The 23,866-nt window shown below is 73.3% G+C and carries 18 protein-coding genes; 7 read left to right on the forward strand and 11 right to left on the reverse strand.

What is annotated here, in order from left to right; all coding sequences use genetic code 11:
- Window positions 1–135: 135 nt before the first annotated feature.
- From ACFW6B_RS08920 to ACFW6B_RS08945, 6 genes are all read right to left on the reverse strand, one after another.
- Window positions 136–1,599 (reverse strand): aldehyde dehydrogenase family protein, encoded by a 1,464-nt coding sequence (locus ACFW6B_RS08920; protein WP_386593561.1) that lies wholly within the window; start codon window positions 1,597–1,599, stop codon window positions 136–138.
- The gene (locus ACFW6B_RS08925; protein ID WP_386593563.1) at window positions 1,596–3,326 is read right to left on the reverse strand and encodes an amidohydrolase family protein; all 1,731 of its coding nucleotides are present in this window, start codon (window positions 3,324–3,326) and stop codon (window positions 1,596–1,598) included. Before ACFW6B_RS08925 ends, ACFW6B_RS08920 begins: the two co-directional genes overlap by 4 nt.
- Before the next feature lie 14 nt (window positions 3,327–3,340).
- Window positions 3,341–4,459, reverse strand: a complete 1,119-nt coding sequence (locus ACFW6B_RS08930) for an LLM class flavin-dependent oxidoreductase (protein ID WP_386593565.1) — start codon at window positions 4,457–4,459, stop codon at window positions 3,341–3,343.
- A 98-nt stretch (window positions 4,460–4,557) separates the two neighbouring features.
- The gene (locus ACFW6B_RS08935) at window positions 4,558–5,334 is read right to left on the reverse strand and encodes an SDR family NAD(P)-dependent oxidoreductase (protein ID WP_386593567.1); all 777 of its coding nucleotides are present in this window, start codon (window positions 5,332–5,334) and stop codon (window positions 4,558–4,560) included.
- Window positions 5,335–5,345: 11 nt separating this feature from the next.
- Window positions 5,346–6,287: a TIGR03619 family F420-dependent LLM class oxidoreductase gene (locus ACFW6B_RS08940; protein WP_386593570.1), complete on the reverse strand. Its 942-nt coding sequence runs from the start codon at window positions 6,285–6,287 to the stop codon at window positions 5,346–5,348.
- A gap of 152 nt (window positions 6,288–6,439) precedes the next feature.
- Window positions 6,440–7,699: an amidohydrolase family protein gene (locus tag ACFW6B_RS08945; RefSeq protein WP_386593572.1), complete on the reverse strand. Its 1,260-nt coding sequence runs from the start codon at window positions 7,697–7,699 to the stop codon at window positions 6,440–6,442.
- A 268-nt stretch (window positions 7,700–7,967) separates the two neighbouring features.
- On the opposite strand from ACFW6B_RS08945, the gene ACFW6B_RS08950 reads away from it, so the two are divergent.
- Together ACFW6B_RS08950 and ACFW6B_RS08955 are read left to right on the forward strand one after the other, a co-directional pair.
- Window positions 7,968–10,922, forward strand: coding sequence for a BTAD domain-containing putative transcriptional regulator (locus ACFW6B_RS08950; protein WP_386593574.1), 2,955 nt, complete (start codon window positions 7,968–7,970; stop codon window positions 10,920–10,922).
- Window positions 10,923–11,152: 230 nt separating this feature from the next.
- Complete coding sequence (locus ACFW6B_RS08955; RefSeq protein WP_386593576.1) at window positions 11,153–11,332, forward strand: hypothetical protein; 180 nt, start codon at window positions 11,153–11,155, stop codon at window positions 11,330–11,332.
- A gap of 128 nt (window positions 11,333–11,460) precedes the next feature.
- Here the strand turns inward: ACFW6B_RS08955 and ACFW6B_RS08960 are convergent, their stop codons facing one another.
- Window positions 11,461–13,077 carry a FadD3 family acyl-CoA ligase gene (locus ACFW6B_RS08960; protein ID WP_386593578.1) on the reverse strand — a complete coding sequence of 539 codons (1,617 nt, stop codon included), beginning with the start codon at window positions 13,075–13,077 and terminating at the stop codon, window positions 11,461–11,463.
- Between the two features lie 98 nt (window positions 13,078–13,175).
- On the opposite strand from ACFW6B_RS08960, the gene ACFW6B_RS08965 reads away from it, so the two are divergent.
- The 3 genes from ACFW6B_RS08965 to ACFW6B_RS08975 all read left to right on the forward strand — a co-directional run bounded on the left by ACFW6B_RS08965 (window position 13,176) and on the right by ACFW6B_RS08975 (window position 15,622).
- Window positions 13,176–14,324, forward strand: coding sequence for a lipid-transfer protein (locus ACFW6B_RS08965; RefSeq protein ID WP_386593580.1), 1,149 nt, complete (start codon window positions 13,176–13,178; stop codon window positions 14,322–14,324).
- Window positions 14,325–14,402: 78 nt separating this feature from the next.
- The gene (locus ACFW6B_RS08970) at window positions 14,403–14,828 is read left to right on the forward strand and encodes a Zn-ribbon domain-containing OB-fold protein (RefSeq protein WP_386593905.1); all 426 of its coding nucleotides are present in this window, start codon (window positions 14,403–14,405) and stop codon (window positions 14,826–14,828) included.
- A complete protein-coding gene (locus ACFW6B_RS08975; protein ID WP_386593582.1) occupies window positions 14,825–15,622 on the forward strand; it encodes an enoyl-CoA hydratase/isomerase family protein in 798 nt (265 codons plus the stop codon). Before ACFW6B_RS08970 ends, ACFW6B_RS08975 begins: the two co-directional genes overlap by 4 nt.
- Window positions 15,623–15,893: 271 nt before the next feature.
- Here the strand turns inward: ACFW6B_RS08975 and ACFW6B_RS08980 are convergent, their stop codons facing one another.
- Both ACFW6B_RS08980 and ACFW6B_RS08985 read right to left on the reverse strand, forming a co-directional pair.
- A complete protein-coding gene (locus tag ACFW6B_RS08980) occupies window positions 15,894–18,218 on the reverse strand; it encodes a PQQ-binding-like beta-propeller repeat protein (RefSeq protein WP_386593584.1) in 2,325 nt (774 codons plus the stop codon).
- 384 nt (window positions 18,219–18,602) lie between these two features.
- Window positions 18,603–19,337 (reverse strand): VOC family protein, encoded by a 735-nt coding sequence (locus ACFW6B_RS08985; protein WP_386593586.1) that lies wholly within the window; start codon window positions 19,335–19,337, stop codon window positions 18,603–18,605.
- A 462-nt stretch (window positions 19,338–19,799) separates the two neighbouring features.
- Here ACFW6B_RS08985 and ACFW6B_RS08990 point away from each other — a divergent pair, with 462 nt between their 5' ends.
- On the forward strand, window positions 19,800–20,447 hold the full coding sequence (locus ACFW6B_RS08990; protein WP_386593588.1) for a TetR family transcriptional regulator: 648 nt from the start codon (window positions 19,800–19,802) through the stop codon (window positions 20,445–20,447).
- 127 nt (window positions 20,448–20,574) lie between these two features.
- On the opposite strand, the gene ACFW6B_RS08995 is transcribed toward ACFW6B_RS08990, so the two are convergent.
- Entirely contained in the window at window positions 20,575–21,153 is a 579-nt protein-coding gene (locus tag ACFW6B_RS08995; protein WP_386593590.1) for a nitroreductase/quinone reductase family protein, read from the reverse strand.
- Between the two features lie 119 nt (window positions 21,154–21,272).
- Window positions 21,273–22,460 carry an acyl-CoA dehydrogenase family protein gene (locus ACFW6B_RS09000; protein WP_386593592.1) on the reverse strand — a complete coding sequence of 396 codons (1,188 nt, stop codon included), beginning with the start codon at window positions 22,458–22,460 and terminating at the stop codon, window positions 21,273–21,275.
- 137 nt (window positions 22,461–22,597) lie between these two features.
- Between ACFW6B_RS09000 and ACFW6B_RS09005 the strand changes: the two genes are divergently transcribed.
- Complete coding sequence (locus tag ACFW6B_RS09005) at window positions 22,598–23,791, forward strand: acetyl-CoA acetyltransferase (RefSeq protein ID WP_386593594.1); 1,194 nt, start codon at window positions 22,598–22,600, stop codon at window positions 23,789–23,791.
- Window positions 23,792–23,866 lie beyond the last annotated feature (75 nt).

Below are 23,866 nucleotides of genomic sequence, written 5' to 3' on the forward strand. Positions count from 1 at the left end.
TCAAACCCCCACCCCGCATACCGATTTTTTGGTGTGTCTGGGGGGCTGGTTTTTTTTTATAAGACCCCGCGAACCCAAACACCCGATCCCCCGGCGCCGGGGGCCGGGCGGGGGTGCGGCCGCCCCCGGACGGCCTCACCCCGGCCAGACGATCGCCTGTGTCTCGCTGTACGCGTGCAGGGCGTAGGAGCCCACGTCGCGGCCGACGCCGCTCTTCTTGAAGCCGCCGAAGGGGGCCTCCATGTTGCGGCCGACCGTGTTCACGCCGACACCGCCCGCCCGCAGCCGGCCCGCGACGCGGAAGGCGCGGGCCACGTCCCCGGACCAGACGTAGTCGATCAGGCCGTAGTCGGAGTCGTCGGCGAGGGCGATCGCCTCTTCCTCGTCGTCGAAGGGCAGGACGACGACGACCGGGCCGAAGATCTCCTCCCTCACGACCCTCATCTCCGGTGTGCAGTCGGTGAGGAGGGTGGGCGCGACGTAGAAGCCGCTGGGCAGGGAGGGGCGTTCGCCGCCCGCCACCACCCGCGCGCCCTCCTTGCGGCCGAGTTCGACGTAGGACTCGACGCGGTCGCGGTGGGCCGCCGAGATGACCGGGCCGACCACCGTGCCCCGTTCCCGCGGATCGCCCACCTTCAAGTGGCCCGCGTAGTCGGCCAGTTGCCGGACCAGGAGGTCGTGGACGCCCCGCTGGACCAGCACCCTCGTCGGCGCCGTGCAGATCTGTCCGCTGTAGAAGGAGAAGGTCGTGCCGATGCCGGACACCGCCGAGGCCAGGTCCGCGTCGTCGAAGACGATCGCCGCGCCCTTGCCGCCCAGCTCCATGAGCTGGCGTTTCATGCCGCGCCCGCACACCTCGGCGATCCGCTGCCCGACCGCGGTGGAGCCGGTGAAACTGACCATGTCGACGTCCGGGGAGTCGACCGCGGCCTCGCCGGACTCCGCCGTCGAACCGCCGACCACGTTCACCACGCCCGGCGGGCAACCGGCCGCCTCCAGCGCCTCTGCCATCCGGTACACGGACAGCGGGTCCTGCGGGGCCGGCTTCACCACCACGGTGTTGCCCATCGCCAGTGCGGGGGCGATCTTGCCCGCCGGGTTGGCCCAGGGGTTGTTGTACGAGGTGATGCAGGTGACCACGCCGACGGGCCGGCGCACGGCCAGCGCGCCCATCACGGCGGCCGGGCCGAACGGTCCCGCCTCGTTGACCTGCGGCGGCAGCGGGCTCTCGACCGGTTCGGGCCGCGCGTAGCGCCGGAAGCGGGCCGCCCCGACCCCGACCTGCATCCCGCGCGCCGTCCCGGTGGTGGCGCCGCTCTCCGCCTGGGCGAGATCGGCGTACGCCACGAAGTTGCGCCGGATGGCGTCCGCCGCCCGCGCGAGGAGGGCGGCCCGCTCCTCGGCGGGTGTGCGCGACCAGGGCCCGAACGCCTCGCGGGCCGCCGCGGCGGCCGCGTGCACCTGGGCCCGCGACGCCTCGGGGGCGAGTCCGACCGCCTTCTCGGTCGCCGGGTCGGTCACCTCGTAGAAGCCGTGGTCGGGCGTCACCCACTCCCCGCCGATGAACAGCCGCTGCCCGGTGCTCCCCCGCGCCGTCACCGGGTGCTCACCGTCCGGGTGTCGCGGCCCGACCGCAGCACCCTGCCCGGCACCGCGCCGGTCACCACGTCGTCGCGTATCGCCTCGACCCCGTTGACCCACACGGCCCGCACCCCGATCGCCCGGGAGTCGAGACGCGGACTGTCGCCCGGCAGGTCGTGCACCAGGGTGGCCTTGCCTGCGTCGATCCGCTCCGGGTCGAAGAGCACCAGGTCCCCGTGGAACCCCGCCTCGACGCGCCCTCGGCCGCGCAGCCCGAACAGCCGCGCCGGATCGTCCGTGAGCATCTTCACCGCCTGTTCCAGGGAGGCGAGCCCGCGGCCGCGCAGACAGTCGCCGAGGAACCGTGTGGTGTACGGGGCCCCGCACATGCGGTCCAGGTGGGCGCCCGCGTCGGAGCCGCCGAGCAGGACGTCCTCGTACCGCCAGGTCTCGGCGCGCAGGGCCCAGGAGTCCGGGTCGTTGTCGGTGGGCATGGGCCACAGGACCGTGCGCAGTCCGTCGGCCGCGCAGATCTCCACCAGGCAGGCGAACGGCTCCTGGCCGCGTTCGGCGGCGATGTCCCGCACCACGCGCCCGGTCAGGCCCTCGTTCGCGTCGCTGTAGGTGTCGCCGATGACGTACCGGCCGAAGTCGGCGAGGCGCCGGAAGACGCCCGCCTCCTTGCTCTGCGCGCGCCCGAGCATCTCGGCGCGGACCCCGGGGTCGCGGAGTTTCGCGATGCGCTCGGGGACGGGCAGTGCGAGGACCGGGCCCCAGCCGGGGATCAGGTTCAGGGCGCAGAAGGTGCCGAGCGACATGTTCATCGGGGTGAGGATCGGCATGGTGAGCGCGACGACGCGGCCGCCTGCCTTGCGGGCGCGTTCGCTCGCCTCCAGCTGGCGCGGGACGCGCTCGGGGACGGCGGAGTCGATCGTCAGGACGTTCCAGTTGAGCGGGCGGCCCGCGGCCGCGCTCATCTCCACGAACAGGTCGATCTCGTCGTCGCTGAACCGGTCGAGGCAGCCGGCCGTGATCGCCTCGATCTGGGTTCCCTCGTGCTCCCCCACGGCCCGGGCCAGGGCGAGGAGTTCGGCGGGCAGGGCGTGCCGGGAGGCGACCGGGCGGCCGTCGCCGTCGGAGTGGGTGGAGGACTGGGTGGTGGAGAAGCCCCAGGCCCCGGCGTCCATCGCCTCGTGGAACAGCCGCAGCATGGCGTCGAGTTGTTCCCCGGTCGGCTGTCCGCCCACCGCGTCGGGCCCCATCACGTACCGGCGCAGCGCGCAATGGCCCACCATGAAGCCCGCGTTGACGGCGATCCGGCCTTCCAGGGCGTCGAGGTACTCCCCGAAGGTGTGCCAGTTCCAGGGCGCGCCCTCCTCCAGGGCGACCAGGGACATGCCCTCGACCTTGGACATCATGCGGCGCGTGTAGTCGGCGTCCTCGGGTCGGCCGGGGTTCAGCGGGGCGAGGGTGAAGCCGCAGTTGCCGCCCGCGACCGTGGTGACGCCGTGGTTGAGGGAGGGGGTCGCGTACGGGTCCCAGAAGAGCTGGGCGTCGTAGTGGGTGTGCGGGTCGACGAAGCCGGGGGCGAGGACGAGTCCGTGGGCGTCCTCGCTGGTCCGGGCCGGTTCGGTGACCGTGCCGATCACGGCGATCCGGCCTTCCCGCAGGCCCACGTCCGCGGTGCGGGCGGGCGCTCCCGTGCCGTCCACGACGGTCGCGCCCCTGATCAGATGGTCGAGCATCGCGGAAGTACCCCCTAGGCGGCTTGGCGGAACCGGGTCGTGCGGTGCACCGGGTCGGTGTCGATCTTCGGGACGACGTGCTCGCCGATGAGCCGGATCGTCTGGAGGGTCTCCTCCTTGGGGACGCCGACGGGGAGCCCGAAGCTGAGCTGGTCGGCGCCCGCCTGCTCCCAGCGCTTGCACTGGGTGAGCACCTCGTCCGGGTCGCCGCAGATCAGCAGCTCCTCCTCGATGAGGAGCTCGACGAACTCCGCGTTGTACTCGGGGAGGGTCTCGGGCCAGACGGGGAAGCCCTCGGGGCGCGGGAAGGTGTCGTGGTAGCGGAAGACGAGGGAGGGCAGGTAGTGCAGTCCGCCGCCGACCGCGATGCGGATCGCCTCGTCGTGGGTGGGCGCGCAGATGGCGGTGGTGGTCACCATCACGTTGTCGTTGACGAAGTCGCCGACGGGCTCGGCGTCCACGACGGCGGTCTTGTACTGCTCCAGGACCCATTCCATGTCGGCGACCTTCTGCACGCTGAAGCCGAGCACGCCGAGGCCCTTGCGGGCGGCCATGGCGTACGAGGGCGGCGATCCGGCGGCGTACCACATCGCGGGGTGCGACTTCCCGTACGGCTTGGGCAGGATCTTGCGCGGCGGAAGCGACCAGTGCTTGCCCTGGAAGCCGACGTACTCGTCCTGGAGCCACATCTTCGGGAACTCCGCGATGGTCTCTTCCCAGATCTCCTTGGTGTGGTTCATGTCGGTGATGCCGGGGAGGAAGCCGAGGATCTCGTGCGAACCGGCGCCGCGTCCGGAGCCGAACTCGAAGCGGTTGCCGGTGAGGTGGTCGAGCATGGCGACCTTCTCGGCGACCTTGACCGGGTGGTTGACCTGGGCGAGCGGGTTGAAGATGCCGGAGCCGAGGTGGATGCGGTCGGTGGCGTGCGCGAGGTAGCCGAGGTAGACGTCGTTGGCCGACAGGTGCGAGTACTCCTCCAGGAAGTGGTGCTCGGAGGCCCAGGCGTACTTGAAGCCGGACTTGTCCGCCTGGATGACGTACTCGGTCTCCTCCATCAGCGCCTTGTGCTCCGCGAGCGGGTCGGTCTCGGCGCGCTTGCCCACGTATCCCTGTACAAAGAGCCCGAATTCCAAGGCGGTTCACCGTCCCCATCCAGTTATCTGACATACCGTCAGATTCATTGAGCCGACTGTTCCACCGCGCGCACGCACCGTCAATAGCTGACGCTGCGTCAGAGAACGCTCACGCCCGCGAGCCAGCCGCCGTCGATCACGAAGGGCTGCCCGGTGATGTACGAGGAGTCCTCGCCGGTCAGGAACAGGGCGAGCCTCGCCACGTCCTCGGGGCGGCCGATCCGGCCGAGCGGCACGAGCTTGCCGTAGAACGCGTCGAGCGCCTGCGAGGCCTCCTCGCCGCCGGTGCCGCCGGAGAGCTGCGCCGGGTTGCTCATGGCCGTGTCGACGGCGCCCGGGCAGACGGCGTTGACCCGGATCCCCTTGTCCGCGAGTTCGAGCGCCGCGACGCGGGTGAGGCCGACGATGGCGTGCTTGGTCGCCGCGTACGCGCCCACGTACGCCATCCCCGTGAGCCCGGTGAAGGACGCCGTGTTCACGATCGTGCCGCCGCCCGCCCCGGCGATCTCGGGCGCGAGGGTCTTGATCCCGAGGAACACCCCGACCTGGTTGACCTGCACGATCTGCAGGAACTCGGCCAGCGGGGTGTCGACGAGCGCGTTGAAGCGCAGGATGCCGGCGTTGTTGACCAGCCCGTCGATCCGCCCGTACGCGGCCTTCGCGGAGGCGACCGCCGCCGTCCAGTCGGCCTCCAGGCTCACGTCCAGGTGGACGTAGTGCGCGCCGATCTCCTCGGCGAGCTCCCGCCCCTGGTCGTCGAGGACGTCCGCGACGACCACGCGCGCGCCCTCCGCCGCGAAGAGCCGCGCCTCCTGTTCGCCCTGCCCGCGCGCCGCGCCGGTGATCAGGACGACCCGCCCGTCCAGCTTGCCCATGCCGTGACTCCCTAGCCGAGGTGGGGTGCGACGTCCGCGCCGAACGCCGCCATCTGGTCCGTGAGTTCGGCGCGGCTCCGGCTGCGGAACCGCACCTGGATCTGGTGCACGCCCATCGCCGCGTACTCCCGCAGCGAGGCGGCCAGCACCTCGGGCGGTCCGCTCAGCGTCCGCCGCCCGACCTCCCAGCCGGGCTCGCCGACGTACAGCGGCTCGGCGATGGCGCCGATCGTCAGCGGCTCCTCGACGCCCGCCTCGGCACGCAGGGCCGTGAGCCGGGCGATCTGGCCCGGCAGCCGGTCGCGCGGATCACCCTGCGGCAGCCAGCCGTCGCCGCGCAGCGCGGCCCGGCGCACGGCGGCGGGCGAGGAGCCGCCCACCCACACGGGGACCCGTTCCTGGGCGGGCCTGGGCCGCTGGCCGAGCCCTTCGAAGTCGTAGGTCTTGCCGTGGTGGACGGGGAACTCGTCCGGCCCGAGCGCGGCGCGCAGGGCGTCGATCGTCTCGTCGAGGACGGCCCCCCGGCGCTCGAAGTCGGCCCCGACCGCCTCGAACTCCTCCCGTACGTGCCCGGCGCCGACCCCGAGGACCAGCCGCCCGCCCGAGAGGTGGTCGAGGGTCGCGTACTGCTTGGCCGTGACGAGCGGGTGCCGGAGCCCGACGACCGCGACGTGGCTGAGCAGCCGGACGCGCTCGGTCGCGGCCGCGAGGAAGGCGAGCGTGGCGACGGGGTCGTACCAGACGGTGCTCATGGCGTCCGCGAGCCGGCGCGGGATCGCGACGTGGTCGCAGCTCGCGATGTAGGCGAATCCGGAGCGGTCGGCGACGCGGGCGATCTCGACGAGGTCGTCGACGCCGGCGGCGGCCTCCCAGGGTTCCGCGTAGATGGTGCTCTGCGACTGGACCGGGAGCTGCATCCCGTACTCCAGCCGCCCTTCGGGCAGTGTTCGCATGACCCGCACCTCTTATCTGACGGTCCGTCATTTACCGGGCTGCGCCACCATGCTCATCGCTGACGCATCGTCAGGCAAGAGGCGGGCGGGTACCGGCCGCGCGGCCCTCCGGAGCGCCGGGCGCGCACGGGCGGGCGGGGGCGGGCGGGCCCTCAGCCCGCCCAGAGGCCGTCCTCCGTCAGCCCCAGCAGGCCGATCGCGTTCCCCCGTACGATCCGCTCGACGACGTCCGGGGCCAGGTGCCCCATCTGGGCCTCGCCGACCTCCTTCGACTTCGGCCAGGTGGAGTCGGAGTGCGGGTAGTCGGTCTCGTAGAGGACGTTGCCGACGCCGATCGCGTCGAGGTTCCGCAGCCCGAAGGCGTCGTCGAAGAAGCAGCCGTACACGTGGTCGGCGAAGAGCTCGGACGGCGGCCGGTGGACCTTGTCGGCCACCCCGCCCCAGGCCCGGTTCTCCTCCCAGACCACGTCGGCGCGCTCCAGGATGTACGGGATCCAGCCGATCTGGCCCTCGGCGTACATCACCCTCAGGTTCGGGAAGCGCTCGAACTTGCCGCTCATCAGCCAGTCGACCATCGAGAAGCAGCAGTTGGCGAAGGTGATCGTGGAGCCGACCGCGGGCGGCGCGTCGGCCGAGGTCGACGGCATCCGGCTGCTGGAGCCGATGTGCATGGCGATGACGGTGCCGGTCTCGTCGCAGGCGGCGAGGAAGGGGTCCCAGTCGTCGGTGTGCACGGACGGGAGCCCGAGGTGCGGCGGGATCTCGGAGAAGGCCACCGCGCGCACGCCACGGGCGGCGTTGCGCCGCACCTCGTCCGCCGCGAGCCGGGCGTCCCACAGCGGTACGAGCGTCAGCGGTATCAGCCGCCCCCGGGCGTCGGACCCGCACCACTCCTCCACCATCCAGTCGTTGTAGGCCCGCACGCACAGGAGGCCCAGCTCGCGGTCGGCGGCCTCGGTGAACGTCTGCCCGCAGAACCGGGGGAAGGTGGGGAAGCAGAGGGCGGACTGGACGTGGTTGACGTCCATGTCGGCCAGCCGCCGCGGCACGTCGTACGAGCCGGGGCGCATCTGGTCGTACGTGATGACCTCCAGCCGGATCTCGTCGCGGTCGTAGCCCACGGCCGTGTCGAGACGGGTGAGGGGCCGGTGCAGGTCCTCGTAGACCCACCAGTCCCCGACGGGGCCCTCGTCGCCCGGAGCGCCCATCACGGGTGCGAACTTCCCGCCCAGGAAGGTCATCTCCTTCAGCGGGGCGCGGACGATGCGGGGTCCCGTGTCCTGGTACTTCGCGGGCAGCCGGTCCCGCCAGACGTCGGGCGGCTCGACCGTGTGGTCGTCCACCGAGATGATCCTCGGGAAGGCGGCAGGGGCGTCCGCCGAGGGGCTCTGCGCGGTTTCCGTGGTCTCCATACCGGCCACGGTAGCGCTGATCTGACGGTGCGTCAGCTATGTGGCGGCGCCCCCTTCGCCGCCCGCCGCGGGCCCCCCGGACGCCCGGCGGGGGACGCGGCGGACGGCTGCGGGCGGATGAACGGCCGGGGAAGTGTGAGGAGGCCGTGCGGGGACCGTGTGATCACCGTGCGGCGCCCCGTGATCGCTGTCCCGGCACGGCTGACGCATCCGCCATGAACAAGGCAAACTGGCCTCGTTGCACTGACAGTTCGGCAGGGGGACAGCGATGGACGGTGTGCCGCGCGTACCGAAGCAGGAACGTCCGGGCCCCGAGGAGCCCGCGGCGTTGCGCTTCAGCGTGCTCGGCCCGGTGCGCGCCTGGCTCGGGGACGATCCGCTGCCGGCCGGGTCCCCGCAGCAACGCGCCCTGCTGGCCGCGCTGCTGCTCCGTGACGGCCGCACGGCCACGGCCGCCGAACTCATCGACGCCCTGTGGGGCGACGAGCCCCCCTCCCAGGCGCTGGCCGCCCTGCGCACGTACGCCTCACGGCTGCGCAAGACGCTCGGCGCCGAGGTGCTGGTGAGCGAGTCCGGCGGTTACGCCATCCGCTCCCTGTCCGAGGGCGCGCTCGACCACGTGAACGCCCAGGAACTCGCCGCCGACGCCGAGAAGGCGCGCGCGGCGGGCGACCTGTCCCGCGCCCGCGACCTGCTCAGGGACGCCCTCGCCCTGTGGGACGGCGAACCGCTCGCGAGCATCCCCGGCCCCCACGCGGAGACCCAGCGGGCCCGCCTGGAGGAGTGGCGCCTGCAACTCCTCGAATCCTGCCTCGACATGGACCTGGAACAGGGCTTCCACGCGGAGGCGGTCTCCGAACTCACCGCGCTCACCGCCGCGCACCCGCTGCGCGAACGCCTGCGGGAACTGCTGATGCTGGCGCTGTACCGCTCCGGCCGCCAGGCGGAGGCCCTGGCCGTGTACGCGGACACCCGGCGGCTGCTCGCCGACGAGCTGGGGGTGGACCCGCGGGCGGGGCTGAAGGAACTCCAGCAGCGCATACTCCGGGCGGACCCGGGTCTCGCGGAGCCCTCCGCCCCGAAGGCGGAGCCCGTCGTCGCCGTCGTCCGCCCCGCCCAGCTCCCGGCGACCGTCACCGACTTCACCGGCCGGGCGTCCTTCGTGCAGGAACTGAGCGACGTCCTCGCCGCCGCGTCCTCCGAGGAGGGCAGCGTCATGGCCGTCTCGGCGCTCGCGGGCATCGGCGGCGTCGGCAAGACCACGCTCGCGGTGCACGTGGCGCACCAGGCCCGCGGCTCCTTCCCCGACGGGCAGCTCTACGTCGACCTCCAGGGCGCCGGATCACGGGCGGCGGAGCCGGAGACGGTCCTCGGCGCCTTCCTGCGGGCCCTCGGAACGGCGGACTCCGCCATCCCGGACTCGCTGGAGGAACGCTCGGCGCTCTACCGCTCCGTCCTCGACGGCCGCCGCGTCCTGGTCCTGCTGGACAACGCCCGCGACGCCGCCCAGGTACGGCCGCTGCTGCCCGGCACCGCGGGCTGCGCCGCCCTGGTGACCTCGCGCATCCGGATGGTGGACCTGGCCGGCGCCCACCTGGTGGACCTCGACGTGATGTCCCCCGAGGAGGCGCTGCGGCTCTTCACCAGGATCGTGGGCGAGGAACGGGTCGCCTCCGAGCGGGAGGCCGCCCTCGACGTGGTCGCGGCCTGCGGCTTCCTGCCGCTGGCCATCCGCATCGCCGCGTCCCGGCTCGCGGCCCGCCGCACCTGGACGGTGTCGGTGCTCGCGGCCAAGCTCGGCGACGAACGGCGCCGGCTGGACGAGCTCCAGGCCGGCGACCTGGCCGTCAAGGCGACCTTCGAGCTCGGCTACGGCCAGCTGGAGCCGGCCCAGGCGCGCGCCTTCCGCCTGCTGGGCCTCGCCGACGGCCCGGACATCTCGCTCGCGGCCGCGGCGGCGGTGCTCGGCCTCCCGGCCGAGGACACCGAGGACCTCCTGGAGTCCCTCGTCGACACCTCCCTGCTGGAGTCGGCGGCCCCCGGCCGCTACCGGTACCACGACCTCGTACGCCTCTACGCGCGTGCGTGCGCCGAACGCGACGAACAGCCGCCGAGCGAGCGGGCGGCGGCCATGTCGCGGCTGCTGGACTTCTACCTGGCCACGGCGGCGGGGGTGTACGCGATCGAACGCCCGGGGGACCGCCTGGTGGACCACCTGGAGCCGACGGCGTACCCGGGGCTGGTGTTCGGGGACCGGCACCGGGCGCAGGACTGGCTGTACTCGGAGGCGATCTCCCTGCTGGCGTGTGTCCGGCAGTCCACCAGGGACGGCTTCCTCCGCCGCTCCGTCGACGCGCTGTGGGCCTCCGTGGACCTGGCGGAGTCCGGCACGAACTCCAAGGCGTACGAGGTGGTCGCCTCCGCGCTGCGGGAGGCCGCCCGGGAGGCCGCCGACGCCCACGCCGAGGCGCGGGCGCTGGTCACCGTGGCCTACGTCCACTACTACACCGGACGCTTCGACCCCGCCCGCGAGGCCGCCGCGCAGGCCCTCGAACTGGCCGCCGAGACGGACCACCTGACGAGCTGCTGGGCCTCCAACACCCTCGGTGTGATCGCCCTCCTGCAGAACCAGTACGAGGACGGCGAGGCGCATCTCACCCGGGCGATCGAGAGCTTCCGGGCCTGCCACGACCGGGCCGGCGAGGCCAGCGCCCTGTGCAACCTCTCGCGCATCCACCTCGCCACCGGACGCACCGGCGGCGCCGTGTCGCTGGCCCAGCAGGGCACCGACATGTACGACGACATGGGCCACGCCCTGAAGGGCGCCAACGGCCGTTACGCGCTGGGCCTCGCCCTCACCCAGAGCGGCCGGCTGTCGGAGGCGACCGCCCGTCTCACCGAGGCGCTCGCGGTGTTCCGCAACAGCCGCCAGCGGCTGTGGGAGGGCATGTCCCTGTTCCGCCTCGCGGAGGCCGATCTCGCCGCCCAGCGCCCGGCCGCCGCGGCGACGAACGCCGAGACGGCCCTGACGGTGCTGCGCGGCATCGGCGGCGAGTGGCGCAGGGGCAACGTCCTCGTCGTGCTCGGACAGGCGCTGAACGCGATCGGCCACTCCGGCCGGGCCCAGGTCTGCTGGCGCGAGTCCCTGGACATCTTCCAGACGCTGGGGGCCCCGGAGGCCGCCACGGTCAGGGCACTCCTCAACCCGATGGCCGTCGCCTGAGTGCTGTCCCGGTGCCTCATCGGCGTTCGCGCGTCCGCGCGTTCATCGTTCGTTTATCGCCGCACGGCAGTCTCTGTGTTGTCGATCCGTCGCGTCGGGGGGCAGGCGGGACGACCTGAGGCCGTAGCACTAAGGTGATCGGCCCCGAGTGCCCGTCCGGCGGCCCACGGGGGAGCTGCCGGACGGGCCGCTCCAAACAACGCACCAAGACTGTCAGGGGGACAGCCACCATGAGCGACACCAACAGCACCGACAACATCCACGCCACGGGCGAGCCGACGGGCGGGGACTCCACGGACAACATCCACGCCACGAGCGAGCCGCTCACCGGCAAGAACCCGATCACCAAGGACGACGGCACCGGCGACGCCTCGACGGACAACATCCACGCGACGGGCGAGCCGGTCTAAGTCCCGCCTGGGGGGGAACGGACTCACATCACACGGGGATCGACCGCGGCGGCGCGGAGGGGGAGCCGCCGCGGTCGCCGTGTGTCCGGGGCCGGGACGCCGCCTGTCCGGGCCCGGGACCCTGGGGATCACCGCCCCCGCAGCTCCCCCTTCACCACCTTCCCGCTCGCGTTGCGGGGCAGCTCGCCGACGAAGGCGACCGTGCGGGGCACCTTGTAGTTGGCCATCTCCCGGCGGGACCAGGTGATCAGGTCGTCGGCCGTGAGCGCGGAGTGCGGGCGGCGGACCACGTAGGCCCTGCCGACCTCGCCGAGGCGGCCGTCCGGGACGCCGACGACCGCCACGTCGGCGACCTCGGGGTGCAGGCCGAGCACCTGCTCTATCTCGGCGGGGTAGGCGTTGAAGCCGCCGACGACGAACATGTCCTTGATCCGGTCGGTGATGCGGAGGTTGCCCTCGGCGTCGAGGACGCCCACGTCGCCCGTGCGCAGCCAGCCGTCCGCCGTCAGCACCTCGGCGGTGGCCGCCGCGTCCTCGAAGTAGCCGCTCATCACGTTGAAGCCGCGGACCAGGACCTCGCCGGGGGTTCCGGGGGCCACCGGGGCTCCCGAGGCGTCCGCCACCCGTACCTCGGTGTCCGGGATCGCCCGGCCCGAGGTCGAGGCGATCACCTCCGGCCGGTCCCCCCTGCGGCACATGGTGACGATGCCGCTCGCCTCGGAGAGCCCGTACGCCGTCAGGACCGTGTCCACACCGAGTTCGGTGCGCAGGCGCTCGACCAGACGCAGCGGGACCACGGCGGCGCCGGTCACCACCAGCCGCAGCGCGGAGAGGTCGTACGCGTCGCGGGCGGGGTGGTCGAGGAGCGACTGGTGGAGGGTGGGCGGGCCGGGGAGGACGGATATGCGCTCCGCGGCCACGTTCGCGAGCACCGCGTCCACGTCGAACACCGGCTGCGGCACCATCGTCGCCCCGCGCATCAGGCAGGCGATGATCCCGGCCTTGTAGCCGAAGGTGTGGAAGAAGGGGTTCACGATCAGATAGCGGTCGCCCTCGCGCAGGCCGGCGAGGTCGCTCCAGATCGCGTAGCCGCGCAGGGTCTGGGCGTGCGTGATCAGGGCGCCCTTCGGCCGGCCCGTGGTGCCCGAGGTGAAGACGATGTCCGAGGGGGAGGCGCCGGACACCGAGGCCCCGCGACGGCGCACCTCGTCCCGGCCCACCCCCTCCCCGTCCGCCAGGAAGTCCTTCCACGTGCGGAAGTCGGCGGGGGCGTCGTCCGCGAGGACCACCACCCGTTCCAGGTGCGGGAGGCCGGGGAGCGGTCCGGCGGCCGGCCCGGGGTCCGCTTCCCCGGGCTCCCCCGCCGCCCGGCGCAGCGCGGCCACGTACGACGTGCCGAGGAACGTTCCCGTCACGAAGAGCAGCTTCGCCCGGCTCCTGGCCAGGACGTACGCCGCCTCGGCGCCCTTGAAGCGGGTGTTGACGGGGACCAGGACCGCCCCCGCGGACACCGCGCCGAGGGCGGAGACGATCCAGTCGAGGGTGTTCGGGGCCCAGATCGCCACGCGGTCGCCCGTGCGGACGCCGCTCGCCATGCAGGCGGCCGCGGCGCGCTCCACCCGGGCGCCCAACTCCGCGTAGGAGACGCGTGTCCGGCCCTCGACGACCGCCTCGCGGTCCGCGAAGCGGGCCGCCGCCGACCGTACGAGACCCGGGACGCCGCCCCATTCCAGGTCACCGCGCATCGTGCACCTCCCGCCGGAGCACCACTAGCTGACTGTCTGTCAGATTAGCTGTAACCTGACGGACTGTCAGCAGCCGGGACCGTGTGCGGAGGTCACCCATGCCAGGGCTCAAGGACGCCACAGCCGTCGTCGGGATCGGCCAGACCTCCTTCGCGAAACGGCTCCCGGAGTCCGAGAAGGCGCTGGCCTGCCGCGCGGTCCTCGCCGCCCTCGACGACGCCGGCATCGCGCCCGCCGAGGTCGACGCCCTCGCCTCCTACACCATGGAGGAGACCGACGAGGTCGAGGTCGCCAAGGCCGTCGGGCTCGGCGACCTCACCTTCTTCAGCAAGGTCGGTTACGGCGGCGGCGGTTCCTGCGCCACCGTCGCGCACCTCGCCGCCGCCGTCGCCGCCGGACAGGCGACGGTGGGCGTGGCCTGGCGCTCGCGCAAACGGGGCAGCGGGCCGCGCCCCTGGCGGAACACGGCCGTCCAACTCCCCACCCCGGCCCAGTGGACCCGGCCCTTCGGACTGCTGCGGCCCGCCGACGAGATCGGGATGCTCGCGCGCCGGTACATGCACGAGTACGGGGCGACCCGCGACCACCTCTTCAACGTGGCGCTGGCCTGCCGCAACCGCGCCAACCAGAACCCGGCCGCGATGATGTACGAACGCCCGCTGACCCGCGAGATGTACATGACCGCCCGCTGGATCAGCGAGCCGCTCTGCCTCTTCGACAACTGCCTGGAGACGGACGGCGCGCTCGCCTGCGTGATCGTCTCCGCGGAGCGGGCCCGCGACTGCCGGCAGCGTCCCGTCTACGTCCACTCCGCGGCGCAGGGCCTGCCCGCCCAGCACCACGGGATGGTCAACTACTGGAACGACGACCCGCTCACCGGGCCCGCCTGGACCGCCGCCCGGCACCTGTGGAAGCACGCCGACCTCACCCCCGAGGACGTGGACGTGGCGCAGATCTACGACGCGTTCACGCCCCTGATACCCCTCTCGCTGGAGGGGTACGGCTTCTGCGGGCGCGGGGAGGGCGCGGCCTTCACGGAGGGCGGGGCGCTGGAGATCGGCGGACGGCTGCCCCTCAACACCGGGGGCGGCGGGCTCAGCGAGGCCTACGTGCACGGCTTCAACCTCATCAACGAGGGCGTGAAGCAGCTGCGGGGCACGAGCACGGCACAGGTGCCGGGGGCGGCGACCTGTCTGGTCACGGCGGGGGAAGGGGTCCCGACCTCCGCACTCCTGCTGAGGAACTGAGGAGCCTCGATGGCTGACACGACCGAAGCGGCCGGCACGACCACGGGGGCCGACGGGACGGACCGGGACGGGGAGCCGCTGCTCTCCCCCGTCCCCGACGACGACGGGGCGCCCTTCTGGCGGTACGCGGCCCTGGGCGAACTCCGTGTCCAGGCATGCGCGGACTGCGGCGAACTCCGCTTCCCGCCGCGCCCCTGCTGCCCGCACTGCCACTCCTTCGCGGACGAGTGGCGAAGGATGAGCGGACGGGGCCGGATCTGGTCGTACGTCCTCCCGCATCCGCCGCTCCTTCCCGCCTACGCGGCGCTGGCCCCGTACAACGCGATCGTGGTGGAGCTGGACGAGGCGCCGCGGATACGGCTGGCGGGGAACCTGGTGAGCGGGCCGGACGAGCCCATCGACTCCGTTCCGGCGGGGCGGATCCGGATCGGGGCCCGGGTGCAGGCGGTGTTCACCGAGGTGAACGGCGTGACCGTGCCGCGCTGGGTCCTGGAGCGGGCGTGAGCGGGGCGGGGGAAACGACGGGCGGCGGGCTCGTGGTGAGCGTCGACGAGGACACCGGGGTCGCCGTCCTCACGCTCGACCGGCAGGACCGGCTCAACGCGATCGACCTCCGGACGGCCGCCGAACTGGCCGCCGCCTGGCGCGCGTTCCGGTACGACGACACCGTACGGGCGCTCGTCGTCACCGGCGCGGGACGGCGGGCCTTCTGCACCGGCATCGACCGCGGCGCCGAGGTGCCGCAGCCCGGCTCCCCGTACATGGTGGACGATCCGCTCGCCTCGGTCGGCCCGAAGGCCAACGGCCTGTGGAAGCCGGTGATCGCCGCCGTGAACGGGATCGCCTGCGGCGGCGCCTTCTACCTGCTGGGCGAGTCGGAGTTCGTCGTCGCCGACGAGGACGCGACCTTCTTCGACCCGCACACGACGTACGGGATGGTCAGCGCGTACGAGTCCGTCTACCTCGCGCAGCGGATGCCGTTCGGGGAGGTGGCGCGCCTCGCGCTGATGGGGACCGCCGAGCGGGTCTCCGCGCGGCGGGCGTACGAGGTGGGGCTGGTGTCCGAACTCACCGCGCCGGGCGAGGCGTTGGCGGCGGCCGTCGCGTGCGCGGCCGTCATCGCGTCCTACCCGCCCGAGGCCGTCCAGGGGACCGTGCGGGCGCTGTGGTCGGCACAGGAGGCGACCCGTACGGCGGCCCTGGCGCACGCTCCGCAGCTCGTCTCCCTGGGGAACCTGCCGGGCGAGCGGCAGGCGGAGCTGTTCTCGGCCCGCAGGCCGGGGTTCCGGCTGCGCTGAGGTCCCGCGGACGGCGACCGGTCGAACGCCGCTCCCGCCGGATTGGAGGAACCCTCGAAAGGAGCCGGAGCGGGACACCCGGTCCTCGCTCCCTGTGGCGGTCCGGTCACACCGGGCGTAGCCTCGGCAGCCGGAGCGGCTTCCGCAGGCCGTCCGCGTGTACGACGGCCGCCGTCCGGAGACCCTTCCGTGCCCGGTACGGCGGCCGTCACAGAGGTCCGGACCCGGCGTCGCGGCAGGCGCCGTCCGCCCGTCGCGACGCCGTGGCGCCTCACGTGGTGCGAGCGGTCCCGGTGCCCTTCTCCGCGTCCAGCGCGTACACGCAGCGGTCCTTGCTGCACGCGTACACGACGCCGTCCTTGACCACCGGTGCCCCGGTGATCTCGCCGCCGGTGGCCAGCTTCCAGCGCAGGCGCCCGTCGTCGGCCTTCAGGGTGTACAGGAGGTGGTCCGTGGAGCCGAAGTGGATACGGCCCTCGGCCACCACCGGAGCGCCCACCAGGTCGCCCCCGGCCTGGAAGCGCCACTTCGGGGTGCCGGTGACGGCGTCCAGCGTGTACAGGCCCTTGCCGCTGCCCACGTGGACGTGTCCGCCGGCCACCAGGACCGGCTCGGTGGAGGCGCGGGACTCGGTGGCGATGCGCCAGCGGTCGCGGCCGTCGGTCGCGTCGAGGGCGTACACCGTGCCGAGGTAGTCGGCGAGGTAGACGCCGCCGCCCGTCACCGCGGGGCCCGGGGCGAAGGTGGGCGGGGACAGGAAGACGGCCGGGGCCTCGAAGTGCCAGCGGACGTGACCGCCGGCCACGTCGATGGCGAGGACCCGGGTGCCCGCGCAGATGTAGACGTAGCCGTCGGACGCGTGGGTCATCCGGACCGGTACGCCGCCGCAGGAGGCCGCGTCACCGATCGGGTACGACCAGCGCTCCTCGCCCGTGCGGGCCTCCAGGGCGCGCAGCCGCGCGTCCTTCCACACGTACACCGTGCCGTCGTGGACCACCGGACCGGCCTCCGGGGACTCGAAGTCCGTCTGGGCGCCGGTGATCTCCCACAGCTTCTGGCCGTTGGCGGCCTCCCAGGCCTGGACGCCGCCCCCGCGCGTGCCGGTGACGACCGTTCCGCGGTCGGCCTGGAGGGAGTAGACCCAGGCCTCCGTGGACAGGCGCCAGAGGTCCGCGCCCTCCCTGGCCTCCAGCGCGTACAGCGTCGGCCCGTCGGACGCGTGGATGCGGCCGTCCGCCACCGCCATCGACCACGCCACGTCACGGGTCTTGAAACGGCGCCGGCCGGTCGACACGTCCAGGGCGTGCACCTCGAAGGAGGTGACGTAGACGAGGTCGTCGGCGACCGAGGGGGTGCCCCACACGTCGTTCGACATGCGGAAGCGCCAGGGGCGCCAGCCCGCCGGCGACTCGGGGGCCGCGGGCACGGGCACCGGCGCCGCGTCGGCGCCGTTCACGCCGATGCGCGGCCTGGACCAGGACGCCGCGAGCCCGGCCTCCGGCGGCGGCGCCTTCACGGCCGCCGCACGGGCGTCGAGGACCCTCGGGCCGGGACCGATGGGCACCTTGCCGCCCGCGAGGCGCACGGGGCCGGTGTCGGGCACCCCGGCGGCCGCCGGGGCGTGCGACGGGGGCGGAGGCACCGCGGGGCGCCCGCCGCCGCTGCGTCCGCCTCCGCCGGTCGTCTGCATGACCGGGGGACGGCCGCCGCGGCGCGTCTCGATCAGGGTCACCGCGCGCTCGGGCAGCCACGCCGAGGCCGTACCGCTGTCGTCGGAGCCGGAGCCGAAGAGGTGGGGCGCGAGCTGGGCCTGGAGGTCGGCGGGGTTGGGACGGCCCGCGGCCTCCATCTGCATGCAGGACTCGATGAGCGGGCGCAGCTCGTCGGGCAGCCCTTCGAGGTCCGGACCCTCGCGCAGCAGCATGAAGACGGTCTCGACGGGGTTGGCGCCATGGAAGGGGGCGTGCCCGGTGGCCGCGAAGACGAGCATCGAGCCGAGCGAGAACACGTCGCTCGCGCCGGTGACGCTGCGCGAGTCCTTCGCCTGCTCGGGCGACATGTAGGCGGGGGTGCCGACGGCGACGTTGGTCATGGTCAGACGGGTGTTCGAGACGCCGGACGCGATGCCGAAGTCGATCACGCGCGGGCCGTCCTCGACCACGAGCACGTTCGACGGCTTCAGGTCGCGGTGGACGAGCCCGGCACCGTGGATCGACTGCAACGCCTCCGCGACGCCCGCCGCCAGCCAGCGCACGGCCTGGGCCGGGAGCGGCCCGCACTCGTTCACTATCTCCTCGAGCGAGGGCGCGGGCACGTAGGCGGTGGCCAGCCACGGCACGGCGGCACGGGCGTCCGCGTCGACCACGGCCGCCGTGTAGAAGCCCGACACGGCACGGGCCGCCTCGACCTCGCGCGAGAAGCGGACCCGGAACAACTGGTCCTCGGCGAGCTCGGTCCTGACCGTCTTGATCGCCACGCGCCGGCCCGAGGCCGAACGCGCGAGATAGACCAGCCCCATGCCGCCGGCACCCAGCCGTCCCAGCACCTCGAACGGCCCGATCCGGCGCGGATCGTGCTGCGTCAGCTGATCCACCACTTGCCTGCCACCTCCCCGTACGGGTCGCGTCATCCACGTATGAACGCGGCCCAGTGCAGCGTCTCACCACCGCACCGCCATGGCGGCACGCACCCCGATTCTTCCTGGCCGAGCCTCCGGTTGCGAACCCGGGGGCGGATCGGGGTGTCTCATGACAAAACAACCGCCCCGGCAGGAGTACGGCCGCCGGGGCTCCACGGTTCAGGGCCGAAATGCGCCCCTCACCCCAGAAGTACCCCCCTGCGGCCCCCGGAAGTGCCGTCCCTCACGTCGAAATGCCGTGCCCTTCCCCGCGAAAGCGTTTCGGCCCGCACCCCCCGGAGCGTCCCCCGGCGGTACGGCGTCCTCACCGCCCCCGCGACGTCACCGCTGGTCGAAGCGCCGTCACCGTTCGAGCACGGCGAACGACGCGCCCTGGTTGTCCGTGACGACCGCCAGCCGCCCGTACGACGTGTCGAAGGGTGTCACCTGGACACGGCCACCGAGCCTGTTCACCGTCCCGAGTGTCTCATCGCAGTCCTCGACCCCGAAGTGGACGAGGAAATGGGGCGGCATCTCGGCCGGAAAGACACCCGTCACGGGAACGCGGCCGAAATCGGGGGTCGCGTCGGGCCCGAACAGCGCGTCGTGGAACAGGGCGCCGTAGAAGCGGTCGACCGTCGCGGTCTCGCGCGCGTAGAGCTCGGCCCAGCAGAACGTGCGGCGCTCGTGCCGTCTGGCGAAGCCGGTGTGGGTGCCGCGCTGCCAGAGACCGAAGACGGCTCCCTCCGGGTCGGTGACGAGGGCCGCGGTGCCCAGCTCGCCGGAGGGGCCCACCGCCGTGGGCACGGAGACGACCCCGCCGCCCGCCGCCACGATCCGCCGGGTGAGCGCCTCGACGTCCGGCGTCGCGAAGTACACCGTCCATACGGTGGGCATCCGTCCGTCCAGCTTGGGCGTGAGCGCCGCGACCGGTTCGCCGTCCAGCTCCGCCCAGCCCACCGGGCCGGGGTCCTCGGAGAACGTCCAGCCGAAGAGCTCGCCGTAGAAGCGCTTGCCCGCCTCCACGTCGGGGAGCTGTGCGTCGACCCAGCAGGGCACACCCTCGGGGAACCCCGCGACAGCGGCTGATTCGGCCATGCGGCCAAGTTAACGGCCCTTTCGGCATCCCGCAGGGCGTGCGCACCTGCTCCGGTGACGCCCCGTCCCTGCTCAGGGGCCCGCGCGGGAATCCACGGGACTTCCCGAGGGTCGTCCCGGCGCCTTCCGCGGGCCCTTCCCGCAGCCCTTCCCCGGGCTCTTCCCACGCCCTTCGCGCGGCTCTTCCCACACCCTTCGCGCGGCTCTTCCCACGCCCCCTTCTCCCGACCCTTCTCCCGGACTCCCGCCGGAGCTCCCGCCGGAGCTCCGGCCGAGAGGGTGCGGGCGGAACGCGGGAGCCTTTCCCGCGGGTGCGAAAACATCCCGAAAGAACCTCGAAAGCCCTGCTGAACCCCTCGTTGAACCCCCTGCGAACACCCCCCGGACCCCCGTGACGCACGGCCGCACCCCATTTGCAGTCGGCCGAATCGCGCTCCGATCACCCCTCGGTAAGCTGACGGCATGACAGGACAAGTGCGTACCGTCGACGGCCGCGTGGCCGGACGACGTGGGCAGGCGACCCGGCAGAAGCTGCTCGACTGCCTCAGCGAGATGCTCAGCTCGTCGCCCTACCGGGATGTCAAAGTCATCGACGTCGCCCGGAAGGCAGGCACTTCCCCGGCGACCTTCTACCAGTACTTCCCGGACGTCGAAGGCGCCGTCCTGGAGATCGCCGATCAAATGGCCTCCGAGGGCGCGGCGTTGACCCAGTTGCTCGAAGACCGTTCCTGGGTCGGCAAGGCCGGATGGCAGACCGCGCAGGAACTCGTCGACGGCTTCCTGGAGTTCTGGCGGAAGAACGACGCCATCCTGCGCGTCGTCGATCTCGGTGCCGCCGAGGGCGACAAACGGTTCTACAAGATCCGCATGAAGATCCTGAACTCTGTCAACAACTCCCTCACGAATTCGGTCACCGAGCTCCAGGCCAAGGGAAAGGTCGACAAGGACGTGAACCCGGCCGCGATGGCCGGTTCCATCGTCGCCATGCTCGCCGCGGTCGCCTCGCACCAGAAGGGGTTCCAGAGCTGGGGCGTCAAGCAGGCCGAACTCAAGCCGAACCTCGCGCTGTTGGTGTATCTGGGCGTGACCGGGAAGAAGCCCACGAAGTAGACGTCCCGCGTCCGCACGCCCCAGTTCCTGTCATGCGGGCGGCAGTTCGTTCCGGAGGAACCTTCCGGCGGACCGCCGCCCGCTGCGCTGTCCGGCCGGCCGGGCCCCCGGGAACCGGGCCGCCCGCTCAGCCCGGCCGGACCCCGCCCTCCGCCGGACCGGCCGGCCCCGTCCGGCGCACGATCCTGAAGAGCCGTATCTCCCGGTCCACCCGCGCCTGATAGGTGGCGTACGGCGGCCAGAACGCCAGCACCGCCTTCCAGACCTCTTCCCTCTCCTCGCCCGTGAGGAGCCGGGCGGTCACGGGGATGTCCTCGCCCTTCCAGTTGATGACGGCGTCGGGGCCGGCGAGCAGGTTCGCGGTCCAGGCGGGATGGTCCGTGCGGCCGAAGTTGGACCCGACGAGAATCCACCCGGCTTCGGCCGTGCTCCCCGCCGGCCCCCGGCCGGCACCCTCCGCCGCCCCCGGCGTGCCCGTCTCCCGCACGCCCCTCTCCGGCATGCAGGCCAGCGGGGTACGGCGCTCCAGACCGCTCTTGGCACCCCGCGCGGTCAGCACGACCCCGGGCAGCATCTGCGCGCTGAGCAGCACCTTCCCGCGCGTGAGCCGGTGCACGGCGCGGTCGAGGGCCGGAACGAGGTGCGGGGCGACCCTGGCGAACACCCGGGTGGAGGAGACCCGCTGCACCAGCCGCACCCCGGGCACCTTCCTCGCCCCGGCCCCGGTCCCCGCTCCGGCCCTCGTGCCGGTCCCGGCCCCGGCCCTCGTGCCGGTCCTGTCGTCTCCCGCCCCGCCCCCGCCGCGCGGACGCCCGGCCGCCGCCGTCACACCGTCACCCCGCCGCCGTCGAAGAGCCGCGCCGCGTCGGCCGCGTGGGCGCGCAGCCGGTGGACGGGGCCGAAGAGCAGCTCGTCGCCGGACGCGCGCTTGAAGTAGAGGTGGACGTCGTGCTCCCAGGTGAAGCCGGTGCCCCCGTGGAGCTGGACGCCCTCGGAGGCGGCGGTGCGCAGCGCCTCCAGCGCCTGGGCCAGCGCGAGACCGCCGACGCGCTCGCCGCCCGTCCCGCAGGCCCAGGCCGCGTAGTACGCCGCGGAGCGGGCCGACTGCACGCCCACGTAGACGTCCGCGAGCCGGTGCTTGACCGCCTGGAAGGAGCCGATCGCCCGGCCGAACTGCTCGCGCAGGCCGACGTGTTCGACGGTCCGCTCCAGTACGCGGTCGGCGGCGCCCACGGCCTCCACGGCGAGGACCGCCGCGGCGGCGTCCCCGGCGGCGGCCAGCGCCGCGGGCACGTCGGCCCGGTCGTCGCCCAGCAACTCGGCCTCCACCTCGCGCAGTTCGAGCCTGGCCTGCGGCCGGGTCGGGTCCAGGGCGGTCTGCCGTGTGCGCACGAGCCCGTCGGCGTCGCCCCTCACCAGGAACAGCAGCGTCCGCGACCGTGCGAACCCGCCGGTGTGCGCGGCCACCAGCAGCAGTCCGGCGCTGTGCCCGTCGAGCACCTGCGCCGCCTGGCCGTAGAGCCGCCACACGCCGTCCGCCCGACGTGCCTGGACGCCCCCGGCGCGCCCCCCGCCGGCCCAGTCGCCGCGGTTGTCGCCGGTCAGGGCGAGGGCGGTGGCCAGGCCCGTGCCGGGGACCGCGAGGGTGGCGGTCAGCTCGCCCGAGGCCAGTGGGGGCAGCAGCGCGGCGCGCTGCGCCCCGGTGCCGAGGGCCAGGATCAGCGGGGCGGCGAGGACGGCGGTGGCCAGCAGCGGCGAGGGGGCGAGAGCGCGGCCCGACTCCTCGCAGGCGAGGGCGAGTTCGGTCGTCGAGCAGCCGGCACCGCCGTACGCCTCGGGAAGGGCGAGTCCGGGCAGCCCGAGGCCGAGCGCGAGGGTTTCCCAGAGCTCCGGGTCGTAACCGGCGGGGGTCGGCTCGGCGGCCCGCAGCTCCCGCGGGCCGCACCGTTTCACCAGCACCTCCCGCAGCGTGCGGCGGATCTCCTCCTGCTCAGCGGTGAGACGGGCGTCCATGGGCGGGCTCCTCCCTCGTCGGGGGGCTGGTCCGGCAAGCCGATCTGACGGGCCGTCATGTTAGGGCGGAGGAACCCAGAAGCACAGGGGTGCGACGACCTCCCGGCGAGCCACCGATCTGATGTACCGTCAGATTCATGACGCATGCCGCCCCGGGCCACCGCCGTCGCAAGGTCGCCGTCGTCGGCGTCTCCCTGTCCGACTGCGGCCGCGTGGACGGGACGACCCCGTACGCGCTGCACGCGCAGGCCGCGCGCCGCGCCGTGGCCGACTCGGGCCTGGACCGCTCGGTGGTCGACGGCTTCGCGTCGGCCGGGCTCGGCACCCTCGCGCCCGCCGAGGTGGCCGAGTACCTGGGGCTGCGGCCCACCTGGGTCGACTCGACCTCGGTCGGCGGGTCGACCTGGGAGGTCATGGCGGCCCACGCGGCCGACGCCATAGCCGCGGGCCACGCGAACGCCGTCCTGCTCGTCTACGGCTCCACGGCCCGCGCCGACATCAGGGCGGGCCGCCGCACCGGCGACCTCTCCTTCGGCGCCCGCGGCCCGCTGCAATTCGAGGTCCCCTACGGCCACACGCTGATCGCCAAGTACGCGATGGCCGCGCGCCGCCACATGCACACGTACGGCACCACGCTCGAACAGCTCGCCTCGGTGGCCGTCCAGGCCCGCGCGAACGCGGCCCGGAACCCGGAGGCGATGTTCCGCGACCCGGTCACCGTCGACGACGTCCTGTCGGGGCCGATGATCGCGGACCCGTTCACCAAGCTGCACTGCTGCATCCGCTCCGACGGCGGCGCGGCGGTGCTGCTGGCGGCCGAGGAGTACGTGCGCGACTGCCGTACGACCCCGGTGTGGGTGCTCGGGACCGGCGAGCACGTCTCCCACACCACCATGTCCGAGTGGGCCGACTTCACCGTCTCCCCGGCGGCGGTGAGCGGCGGGCTCGCCTTCGAACGGGCCGGAGTCCGCCCGGCGGAGATCGACTTCGCCGAGATCTACGACGCCTTCACCTACATGACCCTGGTGACGCTGGAGGACCTCGGCTTCTGCGCCAAGGGCGAGGGCGGCGCGTTCGTGGACGCGGCGAAGGGGCGGCTGCTGGTGGGCGGGGAACTGCCGGTGAACACGGACGGGGGCGGTCTTTCGGCCCAGCACCCGGGCATGCGGGGCCTGTTCCTGCTGGTGGAGGCCGTACGGCAGCTGCGCGGCGATCTCCCCGTGGAGCGGCAGGTGCGGCGCCCGGACGGCACCCTGCCCGAACTGGCGGTGGCGTCCGGGACGGGGGGCTGGTTCTGCTCGTCGGGGACGGTGGTGCTGGGGCGGGGGTGAGGAACGGCGTCGCGCCCGGACCCCCGGTCTCCCGGCCCGGGAAACCGGTCCACCGGGCCCCGGCGAAGGGGCCCC

This window comes from Streptomyces sp. NPDC058751, assembly GCF_042746485.1.
Classification (GTDB): Bacteria; Actinomycetota; Actinomycetes; order Streptomycetales; family Streptomycetaceae; genus Streptomyces.

What these genes read in the sequence shown, in the direction of transcription:
- ACFW6B_RS08945 (WP_386593572.1), bottom strand. Translation starts at nt 7,699, where the DNA reads ATGGAGACCACGGAAACCGCGCAGAGCCCCTCGGCGGACGCCCCTGCC.
- ACFW6B_RS08985 (WP_386593586.1), bottom strand. Translation starts at nt 19,337, where the DNA reads ATGGCCGAATCAGCCGCTGTCGCGGGGTTCCCCGAGGGTGTGCCCTGC.
- ACFW6B_RS08955 (WP_386593576.1), top strand. Translation starts at nt 11,153, where the DNA reads ATGAGCGACACCAACAGCACCGACAACATCCACGCCACGGGCGAGCCG.
- ACFW6B_RS08940 (WP_386593570.1), bottom strand. Translation starts at nt 6,287, where the DNA reads ATGCGAACACTGCCCGAAGGGCGGCTGGAGTACGGGATGCAGCTCCCG.
- ACFW6B_RS08965 (WP_386593580.1), top strand. Translation starts at nt 13,176, where the DNA reads ATGCCAGGGCTCAAGGACGCCACAGCCGTCGTCGGGATCGGCCAGACC.
- ACFW6B_RS08990 (WP_386593588.1), top strand. Translation starts at nt 19,800, where the DNA reads ATGACAGGACAAGTGCGTACCGTCGACGGCCGCGTGGCCGGACGACGT.
- ACFW6B_RS08960 (WP_386593578.1), bottom strand. Translation starts at nt 13,077, where the DNA reads ATGCGCGGTGACCTGGAATGGGGCGGCGTCCCGGGTCTCGTACGGTCG.
- ACFW6B_RS08950 (WP_386593574.1), top strand. Translation starts at nt 7,968, where the DNA reads ATGGACGGTGTGCCGCGCGTACCGAAGCAGGAACGTCCGGGCCCCGAG.
- ACFW6B_RS09005 (WP_386593594.1), top strand. Translation starts at nt 22,598, where the DNA reads ATGACGCATGCCGCCCCGGGCCACCGCCGTCGCAAGGTCGCCGTCGTC.
- ACFW6B_RS08935 (WP_386593567.1), bottom strand. Translation starts at nt 5,334, where the DNA reads ATGGGCAAGCTGGACGGGCGGGTCGTCCTGATCACCGGCGCGGCGCGC.
- ACFW6B_RS08925 (WP_386593563.1), bottom strand. Translation starts at nt 3,326, where the DNA reads ATGCTCGACCATCTGATCAGGGGCGCGACCGTCGTGGACGGCACGGGA.
- ACFW6B_RS09000 (WP_386593592.1), bottom strand. Translation starts at nt 22,460, where the DNA reads ATGGACGCCCGTCTCACCGCTGAGCAGGAGGAGATCCGCCGCACGCTG.